Here is an 18,783-nt window from a genome sequence, read left to right on the forward strand (position 1 = left end):
CAGGAGCATCAGCCCTTGAGCATCAGCCTGGGAGCATCAGCCGGCCAAGGCGGCCTTCACCAGGACGGCGGCGCTTTCGGTCGTGTCGCGCTTGTCGAGCTTCTTCGCCACGTCCTCGATCTCGGCCAGCGGCATCACCTTGCGGGCCTGACGGGCGGTGTTGGTGAGCCGGCGCTGTGCCAGCCGGACCTGATCGCCCAGTTCGGTCAGCGTCTGGTAGGCGCTGCGCCGAGCCGCGCTGTCGGTGCTGCTGCTCATGGCCGTGGCCCGCTCGGTCGCCGCCGCCAGATCCTTGCACAGTTGCAGGTAGCTGGTGATGGCTTCGGTCAAGAGACGCCGGGCCTCGGTCTTCGGATCAATGGGGGCGCTGCCCGATTGGGAAAGGGACACTCCGTCCGCTCCTCGCTGCATTTACAAAATGGGCAGGGAAATTGGGCAGTGGCGCGGCGTTTGTCCAGCGATCTTGATCGGAAGGGCAGGAAACCACCCATGCTTCGGTGTCAGGAGTCCCCGGCGATCTCCGCCAGAAGCTGCGCACGGAAGGCGCGGAGGAAGTTCGCCCGCTCCAGCGCGCGGGACCGGCCGGCCATGGTCTGCATGGTTTCCGGCAGGCGGAACAGCTTGGCCTCGAAATGGTCCAGCGCGTATTGCAGGTCGTCCAGCGGGCGGGTTTGCGCCAGGGGATCCTCGCCGTGGAACAGCGCCCGCTTCATCAGGCCGGAGGTGGCGAAGCAGCGCGCGATGCCAATCGCGCCGAGGCTTTCCAGCCGGTCGGAGTCCTGGACGATCTTGGCCTCGATGGTCAGCGGCTCGATCCCGGCCGAATAGCTGTGCGCTTCGATGGCGTGGCGGGTGGGCGGCAGGAGCGCTTCCGGAAAGCCCATGTCGCGCAACAGGTCGTCCGCGAGGTCGGCGGACAGGCGGGAGGCGCGGCTGCGGTCCGGATGATCCTTGGGCACGTTCACGATGTCGTGCAGCAGGCTGGCGGCCAGCACGACCAGCATGTTCACGGTGGTGCCGGGGGAGGTCAGCGTCTCGGTCGATGCCAGCGCCTTCGCGGTGCGCCACACCCGTTGGAGGTGGTCGAGGTCGTGCGCCGGGTCTTCCCCCACGTTGGCGCGCAGCCACGTGACGATGCTGGCTTCCCACATGGCGACATCGCTGATCACGGCATCCTTGGGCATGGGCGTTCGTCCTTCAGAGTCCTCTACTTTCGATGTGGGGGCGCTGGCTCGTTCTTTCCCGCTATCATTCGGAGACTCGTCATAAATCAAGGGGTCCTTCCGAACGGCTTAGGACATTGGTTTGCGGACGATGTTTTGCGTGTTCGCGCTCGGCACGCAGCCGGTCGCGGGCGGTGATACCGCTCGGTTGCAGGACGGGCAGAAGGCTCCAGAAGGTGTTTTCCGGCTCTGGCCGGTCGTCCTCTGGCCGGTCGTCTGGGGGCGGCGACGGGGAAAGGCCGCGCTGGATGGCGGTGTTCAGCGTGTCGATGACCATGCGCCGCCATTCGGGGGCGAGCGTGGCGAAGGCGTGGGCGGCCCGGTCCAGGGGCAGCGGGGAACCGGTCTTCAAGGCGGCGTGCAGCGCGTCGGCGAACGCCTCCGCGTCGGTGACGCCGTGGACCAGCAGTTGCCGTGACACCTGCGCCAGCAACCCGATCACGCGTCGTGTCTCGTCGTCCAGGCGACCGTTCACGTCTCTCCCTGCCTCCACCGGACCAGGGTTCGTCGGTAGCGGGGCGGGAACGGCCCGTCAAATGACCTTTCTGCGCCGAGGCCGGGGGGCTGGTCCTTGCGATTGGGCCGTTTGCGGTTGGAATGGAATAGACGTGGCGAGAGTTGGTGAAGTATCGTCCGTGTTCAGGATGAACAACGGTTGCGGAAAAGGCGCTTGGGATGGCCGTGGAACTCAGTGAAACGACATCGGCTTCTCCCGAAAAAGCAACTTTTGGAATTCAGAAACCGGCCCACAGTGCTTTTGACAACACGCAGGGGCAGCTTTTCGGCATAATAATGACGTCCTTCGGGATTTCGATCCTGCAGGCGGCCGGCTTGATCACCGGGCAGGCCGCCGGGTTGGCCTTCGTGATCTCGTACGCGACGGGCGTGAAGTTCGGCATCCTGTTCTTTCTGATCAATCTGCCCTTCTACCTGTTGGCCATCGCACGCATCGGCTGGAAGTTCACGGCGCGCTCTCTGATCGCGGTGACCGGCGTGTCCGTTCTGTCCAGCCTGTTCCCCAGCGTGGTCGGCTACAGACTGCTTGAGCCCCATGTGGCGGCCGTGCTGGCCGGCTTCTGCATCGGGATCGGCGTGATCGGCCTGTTCCGCCACGGGTCGAGCGGCGGCGGCGTCGGCATTCTTGCCTATTATGTGCAGGAGAAGACGGGCTTCCGCGCCGGCTGGCTGCAAGCCCTGTTCGATCTCGTCATCTTCTCGGCGGCGGCCTTCGTGCTGGATCTTCAGGCGCTGATCGCCTCGATGATCGGCGCGGCCGTCCTGAACGCCTTCGTCGCGTTCAACCATCGCGCGGACTGGTACGTCGCGCGCTGACGGGCGCGCTGACGGGTCGTGGATCAGGACGCGTTCAGGAGCCCTGGATCGGCTTCGGGCGGTTGGATGAGCAGTTCGTCGGTTTCAACGTGCAGAAACGACCCGACCTCGACCCGGCCGTCGAGGATGGCGTCGTTGAGCATGACCTGGGCATCCGCCAGCGTCACCGGGGTGCCGTCGTAGAAGTCGCGGCCATCCGCATGCCGGATGACACGATACAGCGGAGTCATTGGAGCTTCCTCGACCGGTGTATGTCGTGGGAGGTAAACGGTCCAACGCTCTAAGTCTTCCCTCCGTACCCCTTTTTTGCCGATGACGGCGGGTGTTTGGTGGGGCTTTTACGCGGCGTCCAACAGGTGGGTGGCCGTGTAGGCGATGATCGTGTCCACGCGCGCGGGTGTCAGCGCCTCAATGCCTTCCTCGTTCATAATGTCGTCGAACATGGCGCAAATCGCGCCTTGATGTTCCGGAGCGAGGGCAAGAAAGCGGTCGCCGCAAAGCTCCCGAACCAACTGTGCGGTGTACTGAAGATCGTTGACGGGGCCAGTCATGACGGGTGTCCTCTGCAAGTCGGACCCATTCTAAGAATGGCCTTGGCGTTTTCGTTGATGCCGATCACTTCGCCATCGTTGTCACACGTCGTTCGCTGCATGGCCGAGTTGCGAAAACGACCGGAAACGCGCCGATGCATCCGTGCCCGCTACCACCGCTGGGTGCCTCCACTGAATATTGGTCTCCGCTTCTGCAGGCTGTTGACACGTGGAATATGGTATACCAAACTCAGTATTCGTTGGCGGGGCCGATGGATGCCCCGGCGGACCAATCGCGGGGACAGGTTTGGCCAACCAACGCAGCGCGGCAGCAGTGGGAGGGACGCGGCATGAAGATCTGCATCTTTGGCTCCGGCGCCATCGGCGCCTTCATGGGGGTGCGCCTGCACCAGGCCGGGGCCGAGGTCAGCCTGGTGGCGCGCGGCGCGCATCTCGCCGCCATGCGCGAGCGCGGCGTGCGCCTGCTCGCCCAGGACGAGGACACCGTGGTGCGCCCGCGCTGCACCGACAACGCCGCCGAGCTGGGGCCGCAGGACTACGTCATCATCGCGCTCAAGGCGCACTCGGTGCCGGCGGCGGTGCCCTCCATCCAGCCGCTGCTGGGACCGGACACGGCGGTGGTCACCGCGGTCAACGGCATTCCCTACTGGTACTTCCACAAGACCGGCGGCGCCTTCGAGGGCCGGCGGCTGGAGACCATCGATCCGGGCGGGGCGCAGTGGGACGGCTTCGGGCCGGAGCGCGCCATCGGCTGCGTGGTCTACCCGGCGACCGAGGTGGTCGAGCCGGGGGTGATCCAGCACATCTACGGCGACAAGTTCCCGCTTGGCGAGCCGGACGGCAGCACCTCGGCGCGGGTCAGCGCCCTGTCGGAGGCGATGGCGGCGGGGGGGCTGCGGGCGCCGGTTCTGGAGCGCATCCGCGACGAGATCTGGCTGAAGCTGTGGGGCAACCTGTGCTTCAACCCGATCAGCGCGCTGACCCACGCGACGCTGGAGGTGATCTGCGCCGATCCGGGGACGCGGGCGGTGGCCAAGGCGATGATGCTGGAGGCGCAGGCGATCGCCGAGCGCATCGGGGTGCGCTTCCGGGTCGACGTGGAGCGGCGGATCAACGGGGCCGGGGCGGTCGGGGCGCACAAGACCTCGATGCTGCAGGACCTGGAGCGCGGGCGGCCGATGGAGATCGACGCTCTGCTGTCGGTGGTGCAGGAGATGGGGCGGCTGGTCGGGGTGGCGACGCCGAGCATCGACGTGGTGCTGGCCCTGGTGCGCCAGCGCGGCGAGGTGGCCGGGCTGTACACCCGCCCGCACCCCGCCGCCGCCGAGCCCACCCCCGCCGTCGCCGCGCAGTAGGGAGGCCGCCATGCGCGTCGATGACATTCTGCGCAGCAAGGGCACGCGCATCGGCACGGTGCGGGTGAACGAGACGGTGGAGGTGGCGCTGCGCCTTCTGAAGGCCGAGGACACCGACGGTCTGGTCGTCAAGGACGTGTGCCGGACCGAGGGCAACACGGTGGTGGGGGTGCTGTCCGACCACGACGTTGTGCGGGCGCTGACCGAGCGCGGCGCCGGGGTTCTGGCGCAGCCGGTGACAGCGCTGATGCGGCGCGACCTGGTGTGTTGTCGTCCGGGCGACCCGCTGCACCGGGTTCTGGAACTGATGGACGAGCACAAGGTCCGCCATGTCCCGGTGCTCGACGGGGCGAGCCTCGTCGGGCTCATCACCGTCGCGGACCTCATCAAATCCCAGATCGCGCAGGTGGCGGCGGACAGGCGCTGGGACTTCCCGGCCGCGGCCCATCAGTAACGCCCACACCAACGATGCCCACACCAGTGATGCCCAAGGTGAGGAGAGAGCCATGAGGGTTGGAGTCATCGGGGTTGGGACCATGGGCCGGCCGATGGCCGGTCATCTGCTCGCGGCCGGGCACACGCTGTTTGTGCACGACATCGCCTCGCCGCCGGCCGAGCTGCTGGACCAAGGCGTCATCGCCTGCGCCTCGGGGCGTGAGGTGGCGCAACAGTCCGAAGTCGTCCTCATCATGGTGCCCGACGCCCCGCACGCGGAGGCGGTGCTGTTCGGACCGGACGGCGTCGCGGAGGGGCTGGCGCGGCCCGACGCGGCGGCCGGCCCCGACCGGGAAGAGACGAAGGGAACCGCCGGGGTGGAGCCGGACGAGGACATCCGGAGCCTCGGCTACGTGCTGCGCCTGATGGCCGGTTCCTGTGACGAACCACAGCCGGCCTGACGGGGGCGCCATGTTCGATCAAGTCGGGTTCGGAACCGAGGGAACGGCCGCCTGTGGTGCCGGTGTGTCGGCGGATGGCGGTTCCGGACGATGGGTGTACGCGTTTGGCCCCGGCTTTGCCGAGGGTGGCGGCGATCTGGTTGACGAGTTGGGCGGCAAGGGGGCCGGTCTTGCCGAGATGGCGCGGCTGGGCGTGCCGGTGCCGCCGGGCTTCACCATCGCCGCGGCGGCCTGCCGACATCATTTGAAGGCCGGCGGTTTTCCTCCCGGTCTGATGGAGCGGGTGGACGCGGCGCTGCGGCGTCTGGAGCGGGAGGCGGGGGCGCGCTTCGGCGATCCCCGCAATCCTCTGCTGGTGGCGGTGCGGTCCGGGGCGCGGGCCTCCATGCCCGGCATGATGGACACAGTGCTGAACCTCGGCCTGAACGACGCGACGGTGGAAGGGCTGGCCGCCCGCACCGGCGACGTCCGCTTCGCCTACGACTGCTACCGCCGCCTGATCCAGTCCTACGCGCCGCTGGTGCTGGGCGTGGGCGCCCATCGTTTCGACGCCCTGCTGGACAGTTACAAGGAAGAACGCGGGCTGGTCCAGGACGGCGATCTCGGGGCGGAGGACTGGCGCCGTGTCGTCACGCTGTATCAAGAAGAGGTGAGTCGCCGGACTGGGCGCGCCTTTCCTCAGGACCCCGCGGAGCAACTGCACGAGGCGATCGGGGCGGTCTTCCGATCCTGGATGAACCCAAGGGCCGTCGCCTACCGGGCGCTGCACGGCATCCCCGACGACTGGGGGACCGCCGCGACGGTGCAAAGCATGGTCTTCGGCAATCGGGGAGGGGAGTCAGGCACCGGTGTCGCCTTCACCCGCGATCCGTCCAGTGGGGAGCCGGGGCTGTGCGGGGAGTTCCTGGCGAACGCTCAGGGCGAGGACGTGGTGGCGGGAATCCGCACGCCGAGCCCCTTGGCCGCGTTGCGGGACCGCCAGCCGGCGACCTTCGCCCGCCTGCGCGCGCTGGCCGAACGGCTGGAGCGGCACTTCGGCGACATGCAGGACATCGAATTCACCGTGCAGAACGGGGACCTGTTCATTCTTCAGACCCGCACCGGCAAGCGGTCCGCCGCCGCTGCCGTGCGCATCGCCGTCGATCTGGTGGATGAGGGCGTCATCACCCCCGATGCCGCCGTCCAGCGCGTCGATCCGGCGATTCTGGCCGATCTGCTGCGCCCGGTGCTCGACCCGGAGGCGGAACGGACGCTGCTGGCCCAAGGACTGCCCGCGTCGCCGGGGGCCGCCTGTGGTGCCGTCGCCTTCACGGCGGAGGACGCGGTGCGGTTGGGCGCGGGCGGCGCGGCGGTGATCCTGTGCCGCCCGGAAACCTCGCCGGAGGACATCGTCGGCATGCAGGCCGCTTGCGGCATCGTGACGACGCGCGGCGGCTTCACCAGCCACGCCGCCACGGTGGCGCGCGGCATGGGGCGCCCGTGCGTGGTCAGCGCGCGCGGGCTGCGCATCGACCTCGCGCGCGGCGAGATGGCGACGGCCGCCGGCCCCATCCTGCGCGCGGGCGACGTGGTGACCATCGACGGTTCGACGGGGCAGGTGGCGCTGGGCGCCGTACCGATGGTCCGGCCCGAACCGTCCGGCCCGGCAACCCGGCTTCTCGCCTGGGCCGCCGACGCCGGGGTGGTGGTGTAGCGGAAACACGGGCGGCGTCAGGCCGCCCGCATCAGCGCCTGGAGATGGCTGGCGCAGCCCTCGGCGAGGCCGGTCATGTCGTAGCCGCCCTCCAGCGCGGAGACGATCTTTCCCCCGCAATGGCGGTCGGCGACCAGCGCGAGCTGGCGTGTCGCCCATTCGAAGTCGGCCCCGGTCAGCTGCAGCTGCGCCAGCGGATCGCGCGCGTGGGCGTCGAAGCCCGCGGAGATGAGCAGGAGTTCTGGCGCGAAGCTGTCCAGGGCGGGCAGGATGTCCCGCTCCATGGCCCGCCGGAACTCGACCGAGCCGGAAAAGGGCGGCAGCGGCGCGTTGACGATGTTGCCGGCGACGCCGCGCTCCTCCGGGTGGCCGGTGCCGGGGTAGAGCGGCGACTGGTGGGTGGAGGCGAAGAACAGGTTCGCGTCGTCGGCGAACATGGCCTGCGTCCCGTTGCCGTGATGCACGTCGAAATCGACCACGGCGATGCGGGTCAGGCCGTGCTGGGCGCGGGCGTGCAGTGCCCCGACGGCGATGTTGTTGAAGACGCAGAATCCCATGGCGCGGGCCGGCTCGGCATGGTGGCCGCAGGGGCGGACCGCGCAGAAGGCGTTGTCGGCCTCGCCGCCGAGCACGGCGTCCACGGCTGCGACGACGGAACCGGCCGCCCGCAGCACCCCGGACCGCGATCCGGGGGAGAGCAGGGTGTCGGCGTCAAGGCGCGCGTAGCCGGTTTCCGGCATGGCCGCGAGCACGGCGTCCACATAGGCCCGCTCATGCACGCGGGCGAGCTGCTCGACGGTGGCCTCGGGGGCGGGACGGCGTTCGAGGCGCCGGAACGGTTCCTGTTCCAGCACTTGCAAAACGGTGTCCAGCCGCTCCGGCCGTTCCGGATGCCCCGGTCCCGTGTCGTGGCCGAGGCAGTCGGGATGGGTGAAGATCAGAGTCGTCATGGCTCCCCTGGCCCGGAGGGCGCGCGGGATGCGTCCCCTCCGGGAATGTTGGTTCAGTGATGGGCGTAGACCGGCTCCGCCTCGCGCGGGCGCTCGGCCGGGGCGAGTTCGTCCAGTTGCAGCCGGGTGAAGTCGCGGGCGCTGACCACCCCGACCAGCGTGCCGTCGTCGAGCACCGGCAGATGTCGGATGTGATGCCGCACCATGAGCTGAAGGGCTTCGTGCAGGCTGTCCGTGGGGGAGCAGGTCACCGGATTGCGGGTCATCAGTTGCGACACCGGCAGCCGCAGGAGCCCCGGCCCCTTGTCGAGGAGCGCGTGGACAATGTCTCGTTCGGAGAGCACGCCGGCCAAGGCGTTGCCTTCCGTACGGCAGACGTCCTTGACCACGAGCGCGCTGATGTTTTCCGACTTCATCAGCCCGATCGCCTCATCGATGGTGGAGCCCGACCGGACCGCGACGATCCTGGGCTGTTTGGTGCGGAGAATGTCCTCGACCCTCATGGCGTGCCCTCTCTTGGTTGATCGCTCCCTGAACGCCGATGGGCGCCTGTGCGCGCGGCATCGCAGGAGAATTGGTATACCAAATACTGTATGTCAGTCAAACAGTTTTGAAGGCGGACGGTTCGCGCATTCGGGGGAGGACACAAAAAAGGCGGCCCTGCTCGGCGGGGCCGCCTTTTGTTCAGATTCTTGACCCTTGCCGTCAGGTCAGCGGCAGGACGAGCTGGAAGGCTTTGATGCTCATCCGCTTGCGGTGATAGAAGCGGTGGGCGTCGCCGCGCTGCACGCCGGAAATGATCTCCAACTGCGCGCAGCCGCGCTCGCGCGCTTCCCCGGTCAGCCAGTCGAACAGCTTGTCGCCGAGCCCCAACGAGCGGTGCTTCGACGACGTGACCAGATCCTCGACATACATGTAACGGCCGCGAGACAGCGTCTCGTGAACGCGAAAGCCACCGCAGCCCGCGACGTCACCGCCGACCCGCAGAACCGCCAGATTGTAGCCGTCGTCCATCTGCCTGCGGACCTGATCGCGAAAGGCCGTCGCGTCGGTCAGATGGGTGCGGAGTTCCCGGATGACCTCGAAACTCGACACGATGTCGTCGTCGGTTCGCGCCAGCGTGACCTTGATCGCTTGTCCGTCCATGTTGCGTCGTTCCTCCCCTGCGTTGGATCCGGTCGAGACTTCAAGTCTCATCTGAAATACGGTATACCAGATATCAGAGCCGCGCAAGCCGCGCCTCGCGCGATCCACCCAATCGCCGGGAAAACGCGTCTGGAAGGAATGAATCATGCTCGTTCTTGCCTTGCTGATGCTGGCCGCCTTCGTGTCGGGCGTGCTCAACGCCATCGCCGGAGGGGGCGCCTTCATCACCTTCTCGGCGCTGCTGCTGGCCGGCATGATGCCGGTCAGCGCCAACGCCTCCAGCACCGTCGCCCTGTTCCCCGGACAAGCGGCGAGCACTTGGGCCTACCGCGCGAACATCCGGTCCGTGGAGGAGGTCAACGTCGCCGCCTTCGTCGCCATCAGCGTGGTCGGCGGGGGGCTTGGCGCCATTCTGCTGATCGTCACGCCGAACGCGGTGTTCGCCGGGCTGGTGCCGTGGCTGCTGCTCTTCGCCACGCTGGTCTTCGCGTTCGGCAGTTACGCCCGTAGGCTGAGCGACCGCTTGCGGTTGGGTGGGCGTGGCGTGCTGGTCGTGCAGTTCGTCATCTCGGTGTACGGCGGCTATTTCGGCGGCGGTATTGGCCTGCTGATGCTGGCGGCGCTGACGCTGTTCGGGATGCGCGACCTGCACGCCATGAATGGCCTGCGCATCCTGCTCGCCACGCTGATGAACGCGGCGGCGGTGGCGACCTTCGTCCTCTCCGGGGCCGTGTCTTGGACCGAAACGGCGGCGATGGCCATCGCGGCGGTCGGTGGGGGATACGCCGGCGCGCTGGCGGCGAAGCGCGTGGATCCCGTGCTTTTGAAGCGGCTGATCATCGGGATCGGTGCCGCGCTGACCGTCTATTTCTTTTGGATCAGGCACTGATGGGGCACTGATCGGGCAGCGTCGCGAAGCCCCCAATTTCCGCGTTGACACTTGGCATATGGTATACCAAACTCAGTATTCGTTGGCGGGGCCGATGGATGCCCCAGCAAACCAATCCTGAGGAGCGGTCCGAGCCAACCAACGCAGCGCGGCAGCAGTGGGAGGGACGCGGCATGAAGATCTGCATCTTTGGCTCCGGCGCCATCGGCGCCTTCATGGGGGTGCGCCTGCACCAGGCCGGGGCCGAGGTCAGCCTGGTGGCGCGCGGCGCGCATCTCGCCGCCATGCGCGAGCGCGGCGTGCGCCTGCTCGCCCAGGACGAGGACACCGTGGTGCGCCCGCGCTGCACCGACAACGCCGCCGAGCTGGGGCCGCAGGACTACGTCATCATCGCGCTCAAGGCGCATTCCGTGCCGGCGGCGGTGCCCTCCATCCAGCCGCTGCTGGGACCGGACACGGCGGTGGTCACGGCGGTCAACGGCATCCCCTACTGGTACTTCCACAAGACCGGCGGCGCCTTCGAGGGCCGGCGGCTGGAGACCATCGATCCTGGCGGGGCGCAGTGGACCGGCTTCGGGCCGGAGCGCGCCATCGGCTGCGTGGTCTACCCGGCCACCGAGGTGGTCGAGCCGGGGGTGATCCAGCACATCTACGGCGACAAGTTCCCGCTCGGCGAGCCGGACGGCGGCACCTCGGCGCGGGTCAGCGCCCTGTCGGAGGCGATGGCGGCGGGGGGCTTGCGGGCGCCGGTGCTGGAGCGCATCCGCGACGAGATCTGGCTGAAGCTGTGGGGCAACCTGTGCTTCAACCCGATCAGCGCGCTGACCCACGCCACCCTGGAGGTGATCTGCGCCGATCCGGGGACGCGGGCGGTGGCCAAAGCGATGATGCTGGAGGCGCAGGCGATCGCCGAGCGCATCGGGGTGCGCTTCCGGGTCGACGTGGAGCGGCGGATCAACGGGGCCGGGGCGGTCGGGGCGCACAAGACCTCGATGCTGCAGGACCTGGAGCGCGGGCGGCCGATGGAGATCGACGCGCTGTTGTCGGTGGTGCAGGAGATGGGGCGGCTGGTCGGGGTGGCGACGCCGAGCATCGACGTGGTGCTGGCCCTGGTGCGCCAGCGCGGCGAGGTGGCCGGGCTGTACAGCCGCCCGCACCCCGCCGCCGAACCCGTCCCCGCCGTCGCCGCGCAGTAAGGGCACGGGCCGGATCTCTTCTTATCAGCAGTGACATCGCGGAGGCCGCCCCGTCGCGGCCGTCCGCCAATCCGGCCGGAAGGCTGAGGCTTGCCGAGCCGCACAAGTCGGGAGGCAAAACACACCCATGAAGATCGCTGTCCCCAAGGAACGGCGGCCGAATGAGGCGCGCGTCGCCGCGTCGCCGGAAACCGTCAAAAAACTCAAAGCCCTCAACCTCGACGTGGTCGTGGAAACCGGTGCGGGCCTCGGCTCGAACCTGCCGGACGCGGTGTTCGCGGCGGCCGGCGCCACCATCGCGCCCGACGCCGCCTCGGCGCTGGCCGACGCCGACATCGTGCTGAAGGTGCAGCGCCCGCTGACCGCCGCCGAGGGCGGTGAGGACGAGCTGGCGCTGATCAAGCGCGGCGCCCTGCTCTTCGGCATCCTCCAGCCGCACAACGCCCGCGAGTCGCTGGCCGCCTACGCGGCGGCCGGGGTGAACGCCTTCGCCATGGAGTTCATGCCGCGCATCACCCGCGCCCAGGTCATGGACGTGCTGTCCTCCCAGGCCAACCTCGCCGGCTACAAGGCCGTCGTGGACGCCGCTTCCGAGTACGGCCGCGCCTTCCCGATGATGATGACCGCCGCCGGCACCGTGCCGCCGGCGCGCGCCTTCATCATGGGCGTCGGCGTCGCCGGCCTGCAGGCCATCGCCACCGCCAAGCGGCTGGGCGCCATCGTCTCGGCCACCGACGTGCGCCCGGCGGTCAAGGAGCAGGTGCAGAGCCTGGGCGGCAGCTTCGTCGCGGTGGAGAACGAGGAGTTCAAACAGGCCGAGACGGCCGGCGGCTACGCCAAGGAGATGTCGGACGACTACAAGCGCCAGCAGGCGGCGCTGGTGGCCGAGCACATCAAGAAGCAGGACATCGTCATCACCACCGCGCTGATCCCCGGCCGCAAGGCCCCGGTGTTGGTGACGGCCGAGCATGTCGCCTCGATGAAGCCGGGTTCGGTGATCATCGATCTGGCGGTGGAGCAGGGCGGCAACGTCGAGGGATCCAAGCTCGGCGAGGTGGTGACCACGGCCAACGGCGTGACGATCGTCGGGCACGGCAACTACCCCAGCCGCATCGCCGAGTCGGCGTCGCTGCTCTACGCCAAGAACCTGCTCGCCCTGCTGCAGTCGCTGCACGACAAGGACACGGGCATCGCGCTCAACTGGGACGACGAGATCGTCAAGGCCATCGCGCTGACCCGCGACGGCCAGGTCGTCCACCCCGCCTTCGCGGAGACGGTCCGCGAAGCGCAGCCCGTCTGAGGAGGCGGCCCCATGGAACATCCCGATCCCGCAAGCGTTCTCGCCGCCTTCCGTGACGCCCTCGTTACGCTGACCAGTCATCTGGGCGTGTCGGAGGCGCAGGCGGCGCAAGTGGCGCCCGCCGTGCCCCTGCCGGCCCCCGTGGTGGAGGCGGCGGTGCACAGCGGCAGCTTTTTCATCACCGGCCTGACGGTGTTCGTTCTGGCCTGCTTTGTGGGCTACTACGTGGTGTGGCGGGTCACCCCGGCGCTGCACTCGCCGCTGATGGCGGTGACCAACGCGGTGTCCTCGGTCATCATCGTCGGCGCCCTGATCGCCGCCGGCCCGGCGGGCCCTTATGATTTTGCTGGGGGCTTCTCCAAGGTGATGGGCTTCCTCGCCGTCATCCTGGCCAGCGTCAACATCTTCGGCGGCTTCCTCGTCACCCAGCGCATGCTCAGCATGTTCAAGAAGAAGGGTCAGTAAGATGGAAACCCTCGCCGCCCTTCTCTACCTCGTCGCCTCGGTCTGCTTCATCATGGCGCTGCGCGGCCTCTCCAGCCCGGAGACCTCGCGTCAGGGCAACATCTACGGCATGGTCGGCATGACCATCGCCATCCTCACCACGCTGGCCCTGCCCATCGTCCAGTCCTACTGGATGATCATCCTCGGCATCGCCATCGGCGGCGGCATCGGCTACGTCATCGCCAAGAAGATCGAGATGACCGCGCTGCCGCAGCTGGTCGCCGCCTTCCACAGCCTGGTTGGTCTGGCCGCCGTGTTCGTCGCGCTGGCCGCCTTCTACTCGCCGGCCGCCTACGGCATCGGCGTGCCCGGGGCCATCGCCAAGGGCTCGCTGGTCGAGATGGCGCTCGGCACCGCCATCGGCGCCATCACCTTCACCGGCTCCATCGTCGCGTTTGCCAAGCTGCAGGGGCTGGTCTCGGGCAAGCCGCTGGTCTTCCCCTTCCAGCACCACCTCAACGCCGGCCTGGGCGTGCTGACCATCCTGCTGATCCTCTGGCTGGTGCAGTCGAACGCCTCGGTCGCCATGTGGCTGATCGTGATCGTGGCGCTGGCGCTCGGCTTCCTGCTGATCCTCCCCATCGGCGGGGCGGACATGCCGGTGGTCATCTCGATGCTGAACAGCTACTCCGGTTGGGCGGCGGCGGGCATCGGCTTCACGCTGCAGAACAACCTGCTGATCATCACCGGGGCGCTGGTCGGCTCGTCGGGTGCGATCCTGTCCTACATCATGTGCAAGGGCATGAACCGCTCGATCTTCAACGTCATCCTCGGCGGCTTCGGCGGCGAGGGCGCGGCGGCGGCGTCGGGCGGCGGCGGCGAGCGCGGCACGGTGAAGGCCGGCTCGCCGGAGGACGCGGCCTACATCATGAAGAACGCGCAGTCGGTGATCATCGTGCCGGGCTACGGCATGGCGGTGGCGCAGGCGCAGCACGCGCTCAGGGAGATGGCCGACCACCTGAAGAAGGAAGGCGTCGAGGTCAAGTACGCCATCCACCCGGTGGCGGGGCGCATGCCCGGGCACATGAACGTGCTGCTGGCCGAGGCCAACGTGCCGTACGACGAGGTGTTCGAGCTGGAGGACGTCAACCGCGACTTCGGCACGGCCGACGTGGCCTTCGTGATCGGGGCCAACGACGTGACCAACCCGGCGGCCAAGACCGACCCGCAAAGCCCGATCTACGGCATGCCGATCCTCGACGTGGAGAAGGCCAAGACGGTGTTCTTCATCAAGCGCTCGATGGCCTCCGGCTACGCCGGCGTGGAGAACGAGCTGTTCTTCCGCCCCAACACCATGATGCTGTTCGGCGACGCCAAGAAGGTCACCGAAGAGGTCGTAAAAGCCGCCGAGCAGTCGTAAAACGCATTTTTGAAAAGGCGAAAAGCCCTTTTCCGGCGAAACCGGGGAGGGGCTTTTTCCATGGTGCGCTCGCGGCAAAAAAGAAGGCCCCGTCAGCGCAAGGCCGCGGAGCCGTCAGTGGGGAACCTACAAGGAGGACTGCGTGCAGTTCCTGTTCCCCTTTGTAACCCGGAAGGGTCGAAACGAGGATAATGGATAATGTATACCAGCTATGTCCGCGTGGCATGTGGTGTGCCAGGACGCCGTCTATCACGTCCATGGTGAGTCGCGTAAGGGGCTAAGCAGCTGATTGAGCTATGAATTTGAGAGTTCCTGGGCGGAGCTGGCGCTTCCGGCGACGCATCGCGGTGCTGACCAACAAAACAGTTCGATGCGCGAACATATTCGCTTGCGCGCCCAGTGGCATCTGGTATACCGTATCTCCAATTCAAACCCACGCACCACAAGATGGGTGAAAAATGCACGCGAGAGGCGGCGCAGCACAGGGACGGAAACGCCATGGACCGAATGAGATTCTCCGTAGAGCCCCTTGACCAGGGCATGAGCTTCAAGGCGAAGGCCTATCAGGCGCTGCGCCAAGCCATCACGCAGATGGACATCTATGGCGAGCGCAACGAAATCCGCCTGGACGAGCGCCACCTCTGCGAAGCCCTCGGCGTCAGCCGCACCCCGGTGCGCGAGGCCATGGCCCTGCTGGAGCAGGAGGGCTTCATCCGTTCGCAGCCGCGCCGGGGCATCTACGTGGTCCGCAAGACCAAGGCGGAAATCGTCGAGATGATCACGGTGTGCGCCGCGCTGGAAGGCATGGCCGCCCGTCTCTTCGTGGAACGCGCCAACAGCCAGAGCGTCGACGACCTGAACGCCACCTTCGACCCGTTTTCGGAAGGCGAGCTGGCCGATCACGTGCTGGAATATTCGGACGCCAACATCGCCTTCCACCAGGCGATCATCCAGGCGTCCGGCTGCGGTCTGATCGCCGATCTGACCGACCGTTTCTTCATCCACATGCGGGCGATCCGGCGGGTCACCATGCGCCGGGGCCGGCGGGCCGAAAAGTCGATGGTCGAGCATCGCGAGATCATCCAGGCCCTGATGGACCGGGACGCCGACCTCGCGGAGCGCCGGGTGCGCGAACACACGCTCGGCCTCGCGCACTTCGTGGAAAACCACTGCGACTTTCTCGATTGAACCGATCTGAACCTTAAAGAGCTCGGGGAGGAGTTACCGTTATGTCGACTGCGGCTGCAATAATGGACAAGAACCAAGCCACGGATGCTTCTGTGATCGATGCGCCTCCGGCGCTGACCGATGGCTTTCAGCTCGTCATCGACGCGCTCAAGCTCAACGGCATCGAGAACCTCTATGTCGTTCCGGGCATTCCGATTTCCGATCTGCTGCGCATGGCGCAGGGCGAAGGCATGCGCGTCATCTCGTTCCGGCACGAGCAGAACGCCGGCAACGCCGCCGCCATCGCCGGCTTCCTGACCAAGAAGCCGGGCGTCTGCATGACCGTATCGGCGCCGGGCTTCCTCAACGGCCTGACGGCCCTGGCGAACGCCACCACCAACTGCTTCCCGATGATCCTCATCTCCGGCTCGTCCGAGCGCGAGATCGTCGATCTCCAGCAGGGCGATTACGAGGAGATGGACCAGCTGGCCATCGCCAAGCCGCTCTGCAAGGCCGCCTTCCGCATCCTGCACGCGCAGGACATCGGCATCGGCGTGGCGCGCGCCATCCGCGCCGCCGTGTCGGGCCGTCCGGGCGGCGTGTATCTCGACCTGCCGGCCAAGCTGTTCTCGCAGGTGATGGACGCCGCCGAGGGCGCCCGCTCGCTGGTCAAGGTCATCGACCCGGCCCCGGCCCAGATCCCGGCCCCGAGCGCCGTCGAGCGCGCGGTCGATGTGCTGAAGGGCGCCAAGCGCCCGCTGGTCATCTTCGGCAAGGGCGCGGCCTATGCCCAGGCCGACGAGGAAATCCGCAGCTTCGTCGAGAAGAGCGGCATCCCCTTCCTCCAGATGAGCATGGCCAAGGGCCTGCTGCCCGACACCCACCCGCTGTCGGCCGGCGCCGCGCGCTCCCTGGTGCTGAAGGAGGCCGACGTGGTGCTGCTGGTCGGCGCCCGGCTCAACTGGCTGCTGTCGCACGGCAAGGGCAAGAGCTGGGGCGCGCCCGGCTCGAAGAAGTTCATCCAGATCGACATCGAGCCGAAGGAGATGGACAGCAACGTCGAGATCGTCGCCCCGCTGGTCGGCGACATCGGCTCCTGCATCACCGCGCTGACGAACGCCATCGACGGCGATTGGACGCCGCCGCCGGCCGACTGGGTCAACGCGGTCGCCGCCCGCAAGGAGGCGAACATCGCCAAGATGGCGCCGAAGCTGATGAGCAACGCGGTGCCGATGAACTTCCACGGCGCGCTGGGCGCGCTCCGCCGTGTCGTCCAGGAGCGGCCGGACGCCATGCTGGTGAACGAGGGCGCCAACACGCTCGACCTCGCGCGCGGCATCATTGACATGCAGCAGCCGCGCAAGCGCCTGGACGTCGGCACCTGGGGCGTCATGGGCATCGGCATGGGCTTCGCCGTCGCCGCCGCCGTGGAGAGCGGCAAGCCGGTTCTGGCCATCGAGGGCGACAGCGCCTTCGGCTTCTCGGGCATGGAGGTGGAGACGATCTGCCGGTACAACCTGCCGGTCTGCATCGTCATCTTCAACAACAACGGCATCTATCGCGGCACCGACGTCAACCCGACGGGCAAGCCGGACCCCTCGCCGATGGTGTTCGTGCCGGGCTCCCGCTACGACAAGATGATGGAAGCCTTCGGCGGGGTGGGCGTCAACGTGACGAACCCGGACGATCTCTACCGCGCCGTCAGCGAGGCCATGGGCAGCGGCAAGCCGACGCTCATCAACGCGGTCATCGACCCGGCGGCCGGCACCGAAAGCGGCAACATCGGCAGCCTCAACCCGACCAGCTCGGTCCGCAAGATGCCGGCGGCCGAGTAGCAAGGGAGGGCGCGGCCCGGCCGTTCAGGCGGGCGGGCCGCCACCCGCCAAAAAAACGTCAGTAAGAAATCAGGAAACGTCGAGGGGGAAGGACGATGGGAAAAGCTCTTGAAGGGGTGCGTGTTCTGGACTTTACCCATGTCCAGTCGGGCCCGACCTGCACGCAGCTGCTGGCGTGGTTCGGCGCTGATGTGATCAAGGTGGAGCGGCCCGGCGAGGGCGACATCACCCGTGGCCAGCTGCGCGACATCGACGGCGCGGACAGCCTCTACTTCACGATGCTGAACCACAACAAGCGCTCGATCACCCTCGACACCAAGACGGCCGAAGGCAAGGCGGTGCTGGAAGAGCTGGTGAAGATCTGCGACGTGCTGGTCGAGAACTTCGCCCCCGGCGTGCTCGACCGCATGGGCTTCACCTGGGAGCGCATCCAGGAGCTGAACCCGCGCATGATCGTGGCGTCGGTCAAGGGCTTCGGCCCCGGCCCCTACGAGGATTGCAAGGTCTACGAGAACGTGGCGCAGTGCGCGGGCGGTGCGGCCTCCACCACCGGGTTCGACGACGGCCCCCCGATGGTCACCGGCGCGCAGATCGGCGACAGCGGCACCGGCCTGCACCTGGCGCTGGGCATCGTCACCGCGCTGTACCAGCGCAAGTCGACCGGGCGCGGGCAGAAGGTGCTGGCCGCCATGCAGGACGCCGTGCTGAACCTGTGCCGGGTCAAGCTGCGCGACCAGCAGCGGCTGGATCGCGGGCCGCTGAAGGAATACCCGCAATATCCGAACGGCAGCTTCGGCGACACCGTGCCGCGCGCCGGCAACGCGTCGGGCGGCGGCCAGCCGGGCTGGATCCTGAAGTGCAAGGGCTGGGAGACCGACCCCAACGCCTACATCTACTTCATCACCCAGGCGCCGGTGTGGGGCAAGATCTGCACGGTGATCGGCAAGCCGGAATGGATCACCGATCCCGACTACGCGACCCCGGCGGCCCGCCTGCCGCGCCTGATGAGCATCTTCGCCACCATCGAGGACTGGACCAAGACAAAGACCAAGTTCGAGGTCATGGACATCCTGAACGAATACGACATACCCTGCGGTCCGATCCTGTCGATGAAGGAGATCGCCGAGGAGGAGTCGCTGCGGGCGACCGGCACGGTGGTCGAGGTCGATCACCCGACGCGCGGCAAGTACCTGTCGGTCGGCAACCCGATCAAGCTGTCCGACAGCCCCACCGAGGTGACGCGCTCCCCGCTGCTGGGCGAGCACACCGAGGAAATCCTGCGCGACGTCCTTGGCTTCGACGAACGGCGGATCGCCATGGCCCGCGACGGCGGGGCGCTGGGCGCCGTCCAACGGATGGCCGCCGAGTAAACCGACAGGCGTCACC

The 18,783-nt window shown here is 67.6% G+C and carries 21 protein-coding genes; 13 read left to right on the top strand and 8 right to left on the bottom strand.

Annotated elements, in window-relative coordinates; translation table 11 throughout:
• Nucleotides 1-36: 36 nt before the first annotated feature.
• The 3 genes from J2852_RS20030 to J2852_RS20040 form a co-directional block, all read right to left on the bottom strand.
• Nucleotides 37-390, bottom strand: coding sequence for a hypothetical protein (locus tag J2852_RS20030; RefSeq protein WP_209878798.1), 354 nt, complete (start codon nt 388-390; stop codon nt 37-39).
• 110 nt (nt 391-500) lie between these two features.
• Nucleotides 501-1,184, bottom strand: coding sequence for an HD domain-containing protein (locus J2852_RS20035; RefSeq protein WP_209878800.1), 684 nt, complete (start codon nt 1,182-1,184; stop codon nt 501-503).
• A 79-nt stretch (nt 1,185-1,263) separates the two neighbouring features.
• On the bottom strand, nt 1,264-1,698 hold the full coding sequence (locus tag J2852_RS20040; RefSeq protein WP_209878802.1) for a hypothetical protein: 435 nt from the start codon (nt 1,696-1,698) through the stop codon (nt 1,264-1,266).
• Nucleotides 1,699-1,898: 200 nt separating this feature from the next.
• Between J2852_RS20040 and J2852_RS20045 the strand changes: the two genes are divergently transcribed.
• On the top strand, nt 1,899-2,555 hold the full coding sequence (locus J2852_RS20045; RefSeq protein ID WP_209878804.1) for a YitT family protein: 657 nt from the start codon (nt 1,899-1,901) through the stop codon (nt 2,553-2,555).
• Nucleotides 2,556-2,578: 23 nt separating this feature from the next.
• On the opposite strand, the gene J2852_RS20050 is transcribed toward J2852_RS20045, so the two are convergent.
• A complete protein-coding gene (locus tag J2852_RS20050; protein ID WP_209878806.1) occupies nt 2,579-2,785 on the bottom strand; it encodes a hypothetical protein in 207 nt (68 codons plus the stop codon).
• Nucleotides 2,786-2,893: 108 nt separating this feature from the next.
• Nucleotides 2,894-3,106 carry a hypothetical protein gene (locus tag J2852_RS20055; RefSeq protein ID WP_209878808.1) on the bottom strand — a complete coding sequence of 71 codons (213 nt, stop codon included), beginning with the start codon at nt 3,104-3,106 and terminating at the stop codon, nt 2,894-2,896.
• Between the two features lie 329 nt (nt 3,107-3,435).
• On the opposite strand from J2852_RS20055, the gene J2852_RS20060 reads away from it, so the two are divergent.
• The 4 genes from J2852_RS20060 to J2852_RS20075 are packed head-to-tail and all read left to right on the top strand — an operon-like array spanning nt 3,436 to nt 7,050.
• Entirely contained in the window at nt 3,436-4,461 is a 1,026-nt protein-coding gene (locus J2852_RS20060) for a 2-dehydropantoate 2-reductase (RefSeq protein ID WP_209878810.1), read from the top strand.
• Nucleotides 4,462-4,471: 10 nt separating this feature from the next.
• Entirely contained in the window at nt 4,472-4,915 is a 444-nt protein-coding gene (locus J2852_RS20065; protein WP_209878811.1) for a CBS domain-containing protein, read from the top strand.
• Complete coding sequence (locus tag J2852_RS20070) at nt 4,908-5,357, top strand: NAD(P)-binding domain-containing protein (RefSeq protein ID WP_343206789.1); 450 nt, start codon at nt 4,908-4,910, stop codon at nt 5,355-5,357. The genes J2852_RS20065 and J2852_RS20070 overlap by 8 nt, the downstream gene beginning before the upstream one ends.
• A 10-nt stretch (nt 5,358-5,367) precedes the next feature.
• Nucleotides 5,368-7,050 (top strand): pyruvate, phosphate dikinase, encoded by a 1,683-nt coding sequence (locus J2852_RS20075; RefSeq protein ID WP_209878815.1) that lies wholly within the window; start codon nt 5,368-5,370, stop codon nt 7,048-7,050.
• A gap of 17 nt (nt 7,051-7,067) precedes the next feature.
• On the opposite strand, the gene J2852_RS20080 is transcribed toward J2852_RS20075, so the two are convergent.
• The 3 genes from J2852_RS20080 to J2852_RS20090 form a co-directional block, all read right to left on the bottom strand.
• Complete coding sequence (locus tag J2852_RS20080) at nt 7,068-8,000, bottom strand: histone deacetylase family protein (RefSeq protein ID WP_209878817.1); 933 nt, start codon at nt 7,998-8,000, stop codon at nt 7,068-7,070.
• Between the two features lie 53 nt (nt 8,001-8,053).
• On the bottom strand, nt 8,054-8,503 hold the full coding sequence (locus tag J2852_RS20085) for a CBS domain-containing protein (RefSeq protein WP_209878819.1): 450 nt from the start codon (nt 8,501-8,503) through the stop codon (nt 8,054-8,056).
• 202 nt (nt 8,504-8,705) lie between these two features.
• A complete protein-coding gene (locus J2852_RS20090) occupies nt 8,706-9,146 on the bottom strand; it encodes a GNAT family N-acetyltransferase (protein WP_209878821.1) in 441 nt (146 codons plus the stop codon).
• A 145-nt stretch (nt 9,147-9,291) separates the two neighbouring features.
• On the opposite strand from J2852_RS20090, the gene J2852_RS20095 reads away from it, so the two are divergent.
• The 8 genes from J2852_RS20095 (at nt 9,292) to frc (ending at nt 18,767) form a co-directional block, all read left to right on the top strand.
• A complete protein-coding gene (locus tag J2852_RS20095) occupies nt 9,292-10,035 on the top strand; it encodes a sulfite exporter TauE/SafE family protein (RefSeq protein WP_209878823.1) in 744 nt (247 codons plus the stop codon).
• Nucleotides 10,036-10,208: 173 nt separating this feature from the next.
• Nucleotides 10,209-11,231 carry a 2-dehydropantoate 2-reductase gene (locus J2852_RS20100; RefSeq protein WP_209878825.1) on the top strand — a complete coding sequence of 341 codons (1,023 nt, stop codon included), beginning with the start codon at nt 10,209-10,211 and terminating at the stop codon, nt 11,229-11,231.
• Nucleotides 11,232-11,358: 127 nt separating this feature from the next.
• Nucleotides 11,359-12,531, top strand: coding sequence for a Re/Si-specific NAD(P)(+) transhydrogenase subunit alpha (locus J2852_RS20105; RefSeq protein WP_209878827.1), 1,173 nt, complete (start codon nt 11,359-11,361; stop codon nt 12,529-12,531).
• Nucleotides 12,532-12,543: 12 nt separating this feature from the next.
• Complete coding sequence (locus J2852_RS20110) at nt 12,544-12,996, top strand: NAD(P) transhydrogenase subunit alpha part 2 (protein WP_209878829.1); 453 nt, start codon at nt 12,544-12,546, stop codon at nt 12,994-12,996.
• 1 nt (nt 12,997) lies between these two features.
• Nucleotides 12,998-14,395, top strand: a complete 1,398-nt coding sequence (locus J2852_RS20115) for an NAD(P)(+) transhydrogenase (Re/Si-specific) subunit beta (protein WP_209878831.1) — start codon at nt 12,998-13,000, stop codon at nt 14,393-14,395.
• 540 nt (nt 14,396-14,935) lie between these two features.
• Nucleotides 14,936-15,583 (top strand): GntR family transcriptional regulator, encoded by a 648-nt coding sequence (locus J2852_RS20120; RefSeq protein WP_246499869.1) that lies wholly within the window; start codon nt 14,936-14,938, stop codon nt 15,581-15,583.
• Between the two features lie 92 nt (nt 15,584-15,675).
• Nucleotides 15,676-17,397 carry an oxalyl-CoA decarboxylase gene (gene oxc / locus J2852_RS20125; protein ID WP_343206786.1) on the top strand — a complete coding sequence of 574 codons (1,722 nt, stop codon included), beginning with the start codon at nt 15,676-15,678 and terminating at the stop codon, nt 17,395-17,397.
• Between the two features lie 95 nt (nt 17,398-17,492).
• Complete coding sequence (frc, locus tag J2852_RS20130; RefSeq protein ID WP_209878837.1) at nt 17,493-18,767, top strand: formyl-CoA transferase; 1,275 nt, start codon at nt 17,493-17,495, stop codon at nt 18,765-18,767.
• Nucleotides 18,768-18,783 lie beyond the last annotated feature (16 nt).

The sequence above is a fragment of the Azospirillum soli genome, assembly GCF_017876165.1.
GTDB classification, from domain to species: domain Bacteria; phylum Pseudomonadota; class Alphaproteobacteria; order Azospirillales; family Azospirillaceae; genus Azospirillum; species Azospirillum soli.